Source organism: Pseudomonas sp. MD195_PC81_125 (assembly GCF_014060985.1).
Taxonomy (GTDB): domain Bacteria; phylum Pseudomonadota; class Gammaproteobacteria; order Pseudomonadales; family Pseudomonadaceae; genus Aquipseudomonas; species Aquipseudomonas parakoreensis.
This window is the reverse complement of the sequence record NZ_JABULD010000324.1, coordinates 1-5,869: the sequence shown is the minus strand read 5'-3', so window position 1 is coordinate 5,869 and position 5,869 is coordinate 1. Positions and strand designations below refer to the sequence as shown.

Annotated in this window: 5 protein-coding genes and 1 pseudogene; 3 read left to right on the top strand and 3 right to left on the bottom strand. The window is 62.4% G+C overall.

Features of this window, described 5'->3' with window-relative positions; translation table 11 throughout:
- Positions 1-56: 56 nt before the first annotated feature.
- Positions 57-971 carry a LysR substrate-binding domain-containing protein gene (locus HT737_RS13430; RefSeq protein ID WP_182402825.1) on the bottom strand — a complete coding sequence of 305 codons (915 nt, stop codon included), beginning with the start codon at positions 969-971 and terminating at the stop codon, positions 57-59.
- A 167-nt stretch (positions 972-1,138) separates the two neighbouring features.
- Between HT737_RS13430 and HT737_RS13425 the strand changes: the two genes are divergently transcribed.
- On the top strand, positions 1,139-1,756 hold the full coding sequence (locus HT737_RS13425) for a hemolysin III family protein (RefSeq protein WP_007964065.1): 618 nt from the start codon (positions 1,139-1,141) through the stop codon (positions 1,754-1,756).
- Between the two features lie 51 nt (positions 1,757-1,807).
- Here the strand turns inward: HT737_RS13425 and HT737_RS13420 are convergent.
- Positions 1,808-2,763: pseudogene (locus HT737_RS13420) on the bottom strand (LysR family transcriptional regulator).
- 108 nt (positions 2,764-2,871) lie between these two features.
- Between HT737_RS13420 and HT737_RS13415 the strand changes: the two are divergent.
- Together HT737_RS13415 and HT737_RS13410 are read left to right on the top strand one after the other, a co-directional pair.
- The gene (locus HT737_RS13415; protein WP_182402823.1) at positions 2,872-4,113 is read left to right on the top strand and encodes a D-amino acid dehydrogenase; all 1,242 of its coding nucleotides are present in this window, start codon (positions 2,872-2,874) and stop codon (positions 4,111-4,113) included.
- A gap of 41 nt (positions 4,114-4,154) precedes the next feature.
- Entirely contained in the window at positions 4,155-5,057 is a 903-nt protein-coding gene (locus tag HT737_RS13410) for a transporter substrate-binding domain-containing protein (RefSeq protein WP_047297116.1), read from the top strand.
- 4 nt (positions 5,058-5,061) lie between these two features.
- Here HT737_RS13410 and HT737_RS13405 read toward each other — a convergent pair whose 3' ends face one another.
- The gene (locus HT737_RS13405) at positions 5,062-5,781 is read right to left on the bottom strand and encodes a 16S rRNA (uracil(1498)-N(3))-methyltransferase (protein WP_121187623.1); all 720 of its coding nucleotides are present in this window, start codon (positions 5,779-5,781) and stop codon (positions 5,062-5,064) included.
- Positions 5,782-5,869: the final 88 nt, after the last annotated feature.

Sequence of the window (5,869 nt, the reverse complement as noted above, 5' to 3'; positions counted from 1 at the left end):
CTTGGAATGCATTCTCCTGTGGGAGCGAGCTTGCTCGCGAAGGGCGCAACTCGGTGTCAGATCTGGCGATTGGCATACATCCGACACTCCGCCAGCAACGCCAGCAGATTCGGATCGCGCTCCTTGGCCTTCAAGAACACCACGCCAATGTGTTGCTGCAAGCGGTACTTCTCCTGCAACGGGATCAGCTTCACCCGATTCTCGTACACCGCCGCAATCCGCCCCGGCAGCAACGCATAGCCGACCCCGGAGCTGACCATGCTCAGCAGGGTGAAGATGTCGTTGACCTGCATCGCCACCTTCGGCTCGAACCCCGCCTGCTTGAACACCCGGATACCGTCCTGATGCGTAGCGAAGCCCTGGGTCAGGGTTATAAAGGTTTCGTCACGCACCTCGGCCAGATCGACTTCACTGCGTTGGGCGAACCTTGAATCTGCCGGCGTGGCGAGGAAAATGTCGTCGGAGAACAGCGGGATCTGCTCGCAGTCCGGGTCGCTGACCGTGTCGTCCAGCGACACCAGAATCGCGTCGACTTCCATGTTCTTCAGCTTGTACAGCAGGTCGATGTTGGAGCCGAGGATCAGGTCGATGTTGAGTTCGCTGCGGCGGATCTTCAGGCCCATGATCAGTTGCGGTACGGTTTTCACCGTCAGCGAGTACAGCGAGCCGAGTTTGAAGCGTTCAGCGGAGAAACCGGCGGCCTCGCGAGTCAGGCGCACACTCTCGACCGCGTCCTGGATCAGCCTCTGCGCGCGTTCTTCGAGCACGTAGGCGCTTTCCAGGGGCGTCAGGTTGCGCCCTTCATGCTTGAACAGCGGGCAGCGCAGGGCGCTTTCCAGCGAATGGATCGCCCGGTGCACGCTGACATTGCTGGTCTGCAACTCGGCTGCGGCACGCGCCAGATTGCCGGTGCGCATGAAGGCGAGGAACACCTCGAGTTTTTTCAGGGTCAATTCTTCGTCGATCAGCATGGCGCGGACTCTTTTTGGTATCGACCGATTGTGCCCGGTATGCGCCGCTCTTTGTAGGAGCTGCCGGAGGCTGCGATCTTTTGATCTTTTAAACGGAAACATTGCGCTTTTACGCTCAAGGCCCGAGCCTTGCGCGTTGCGGTAACGAATCTTGAGGTGAGCGACACATGTATCACGGGGAAAAACTCAACGCCTGGACGCATCTGGTCGGGGCCGTGGCTGCGTTTATCGGCGGCGTGTGGATGCTGGTGATTGCCAGCCTCGACGGCAGTCCGTGGAAGATCGTCAGCGTGGCGATCTACGCCTTTACCTTGTTGGTGCTCTACAGCGCTTCAACCGTGTACCACAGCGTGCGCGGGCGCAAGAAAGCGATCATGAAGAAGGTCGATCACTTTTCCATCTATCTGCTGATCGCCGGCAGCTACACGCCGTTCTGCCTGGTGACGTTGCGCGGGCCGTGGGGCTGGACGTTGTTCGGGATTGTCTGGGGGCTGGCGCTGATCGGCATTTTGCAGGAAATCAAACCACGCTCGGAAGCGCGGATCCTGTCGATCGTGATCTACGCGGTGATGGGCTGGATCGTGCTGGTGGCGGTCAAGCCGTTGATCGCGGCGCTGGGCACAGCAGGCTTTGCCTGGCTGGCATCGGGCGGGGTGTTGTACACCGTGGGGATCATCTTTTTTGCCCTGGATCACCGGTTGCGGCATGCGCACGGAATCTGGCATTTGTTTGTGATCGCCGGGAGTCTGCTGCACTTTGTGGCGATTCTGTTTTATGTCCTTTAGAACATCACAAATCCTGTGGGAGCGGGCTTGCCCGCGATGACGGACTGTCAGTCACTCATGTGTTGATGGGGCAACCGCAATCGCTGGCAAGCCAGCTCCCACAGGGACCAGGGTTTGCAGTTGTATCTGCGCGCGTCTGCTGAATATCTGCAACAAGTCGCCGAGGGTATGCGGTGGCGGTTCGGTGGCGCGGGTCACTGCGTACAACGTGATCGGCAAGGGCGGCGCCAACGGGCGGATTACGGTGCTGGTCGGCGAAGCACCGAGTGCCGTGAAAGGGTCGATCACCGCCACCCCGGCGCCAGACTCCACCATCGCCCGCGCCAGCGAATACGTCTGCACGGCGATCCGCACGCGAGGCGGTGGCTCGACCGCTTCCAGGTAGCTGTCGAGTCGGGCAGCCAGCGGGTCGCGCTGGACAGCCCGATCAGCGGTGCTCCCGCCAACGCCATCAGCGGCAACGGCTGACCGGCTTCTTCCTCCGGCCAGTAACCTTTCGGCGCCAGCGCCACCAACACGCCCGAGGCCAATGCCTGCGCCTTCAATCCCGGATGATCCGGCAACTGCAACGTCAGGGCCACGTCCACTTCGCGCATCAGCAGATTCTGCATCAGCTCGCGGCTGTGGGCGCTGGAGAGTTCGCAGGCGATGTCCGGGAACTGTGCCGTCCATTGCCGGATCGCCGGCGGCAGCAACGACAGCGCCAGCGCCGGGGTCGCGCCGATCCGCAGGCTGTGGCCGGGCTCGCGGCGCAGGCTCTGGGCCAGGCGTCGCACGCCTTGCAGACTTTCCGTGACCTTGTCGACTTCGCGCTCCAGCTCCAGCGCTTCCGGAGTCGCCTGCAATTTACCGCGCACCCGCAGAAACAGCGGAAAGCCCAACTGCTGCTCGGCGTGCTGCAGCACTTTGGTCACCGCCGGCTGAGAGACGTGCAGCAATTGCGCAGCGGCGCTGACCGAGCCGGTCTGGCGAATGGCCTGGAAAATCTCGATGTGGCGAAGGCGCATGGTGAGTCCATAACCTTTGTTTATAAGTCTGGCATCTTTATTCATTGTTCGGCGCCTGTCACCTCACCCTAACCTCAGCCTCGTCTTCACATAGAAATAAGGACGGACATGGCTCAGCGCGTGTGCATCATCGGCGGCGGTGTGATCGGGTTGGCAACGGCCTATGCGCTGGTGCGCGACGGTTTCGAAGTGACTGTGGTCGAGGCGCGGCAGTCGCTGGGCAGCGAAACCAGTTTCGCCAACGGCGGCCAGTTGTCCTACCGCTATGTGGCGCCGCTGGCTGATGCCGGCGTGCCGTTGCAGGCGCTCGGCTGGATGCTGCGCGGCGACTCGCCGCTCAAGCTGCGCCCGCGTCTGGACCCGGCGCAGTGGCGCTGGATGGCGTCGTTTCTCGCCGCCTGCCGCACCTCGGTCAACCGGGAAAACGCGGCGCATCTGTTGCGTCTGGCGCTGTTCAGCCAGAGCACGCTGAAACGCTGGCGCGAGGATGACGGGCTCACCGGTTTCAACTGGCGGCGCAACGGCAAACTGGTGACCTTCCGCAATGCCGGCAACTTCGACCATGCGCGCAAGGGCTTGGCCGATCCGCAGCAACAACAGGTGTTGTCCGCCGCCGAATGTGCGCAGCTGGAACCGGCACTGACCGATGCGCCGTTTGTAGGCGCGATCTACACGCCGGATGAAGAAGTCGGCGACTGTCACGCCTTCTGCCAGCAGTTGGCGGCGCGATTGACGGCGTCGGGTCGCTGCGAGTTTCGCCTCGGTCAGGCAGTCACCGGCATTCGCCACAGCCACGGCGTCGTTACGGCGATTGAGCTTGGCAACGAAACCCTGCCAGTTGAACAACTGGTGATCGCCGCCGGGCACCGAAGCCCCTTGCTGGCGCTGCCCGGCCTGCGTCTGCCGCTGTATCCGCTGAAGGGTTACAGCCTGACCTTGTCGATCGGCGATGAGCATCGGGCGCCGGACGTGAGCATCACCGACTACGACCGCAAGATCGTCTACGCGCGCATCGGCGAACAGTTACGGGTGGCGGCGATGGTCGACATCGTCGGTTTCGACCCGGCGGTAGATCCCGAGCGGTTGGCACTGATCAAGCGCCAGGCCCGCGACACCTTTCCCGATGCCGGCAATTACGACGCGGCTGTGGAATGGGCGGGCATGCGCCCGGCCACCCCCACCGGCGTACCGCTGCTGGGCGCCACGGCGTATCGCAATCTGTGGCTCAACCTCGGCCACGGCGCGCTCGGTTTCACCCTGGCCTGCGGCAGCGGGCAGTTGCTCAGTGAACTGATCGGTCAGCAGCGTACATCCATTGACCTGCACGGGTTCAATCCCCGTGCGGCGTGACAGTTTCTGCTAAAACACCCCAACCACAACGGAGAATAACAATGCAAAAAATCACGTTGCTCGGCTGCACACTGGCGCTGTTCATCGGCGCCCAGGCACAGGCCAATGAAGTGCCGCTGACCGGCGCGCTTGGCAAGATCGCCAGCGCCAACAGCATCACCCTGGGCTATCGCGACGCCTCGGTGCCGTTCTCGTATGTGGGCGATCACACCGGGCAGCCGATGGGGTATTCGGTGGAGCTGGCGGGCAAGATTGTCGAGCGGATCAAGCAGCAACTGGCGTTGCCGGAGCTGAAGGTGAAGTACAACCTGGTGACGTCGCAGACGCGGATTCCGCTGGTGCAGAACGGCACGGTTGATCTTGAGTGCGGCTCCACCGGGGTGACGGCCGAGCGGCAGAAACAGGTGGCGTTCTCCTACGGTTTCATCTACGTCAAAGGGCAGTTGCTGACCGCAAAGGACAGCGGCATTCACAGCTTCGATGACCTGCGCGGCAAGAACGTGGTGACCACCGCCGGCACCACCAACGAGCGCTATCTGAAGAGCTACAACCTCGACCACAAACTGAACATGTTCGTGATCAGCGCCAAGGATCACGGCGAGGCGTTCCAGATGCTGCAGTCGGGACGGGCAGCGGCCTTCTACATGGACGACGCATTGCTCTACGGCGAGCGGGCCAAGGCGCGGGACCCGCACAACTGGGTCGTGGTGGGGGAGGAACAATCGCGGGAAATCTACAGTTGCATGGTGCGCAAGGATGATCCGCCATTCCTCGCGCTGGTGAACGGCGCGCTGGCCGATTTGTACAGCTCGGGGGAGATCAACGGGATCTACCGTAAGTGGTTCGAACAGCCGATCCCGCCGAAAGGCTTGAACCTTGAGTTCCCGATGACCAGCGAACTCAAGGCAATCATCGCCAAACCGATCAGTGATCCGGTGCAGTGACGGGTTAGAAATCACCCCAAAGCTGCTGAGCCACCGCCAGTGCAACCACCGGCGCAGTCTCGGTACGCAGCACGCGTGGGCCGAGGCGGGCGGCGTGGAAACCGTTGGCCTTGGCTTGCTCGACTTCGGCGTCGGACAAGCCGCCTTCGGGGCCGATCATGAACGCCAGGGTCGCAGGCTTGGCGTGGCTGACCAACGGCTCGGCCACCGGGTGCAGAACCAGCTTCAGCTCGGCTTCGGTCTGTTTCAGCCAGTCCGCCAGCAGTACCGGTGGATGAATCACCGGAACCCGCGAACGACCGCATTGCTCGCAGGCGCTGATCGCCACCTGACGCCAGTGCAGCAGGCGTTTGTCGGCGCGCTCGTCCTTCAGGCGCACTTCGCAGCGCTCGCTGAAGATCGGGGTGATTTCGCTCACGCCCAGTTCGGTGGCTTTCTGGATCGCCCAGTCCATCCGTTCGCCCCGGGACAGGCCTTGGCCTAGATGGATGTGCAGCGGCGATTCGACTTGGCCGGCGAGCTGTTCGTCGATCTGCACCACCACGCGTTTCTTGCCGACTTCCACCAGCGAGCCGCGAAACTCATGGCCGGAACCGTCGAACAACTGCACCGCATCGCCCTCGGCCATGCGCAACACGCGGCTGATGTAATGCGCCTGGGCTTCCGGCAGTTCGTGTTCGCCGGTGCTCAGGGGGGCGTCGATAAAGAAGCGGGACAGTCTCATGCGGGGTCTCTGTAAAATTTGTAAAAGTCTGGCGGCCCCATCGCTGGCAAGCCAGCTCCCCACAGGGTTTTGCGCAGGACCTGTGGGA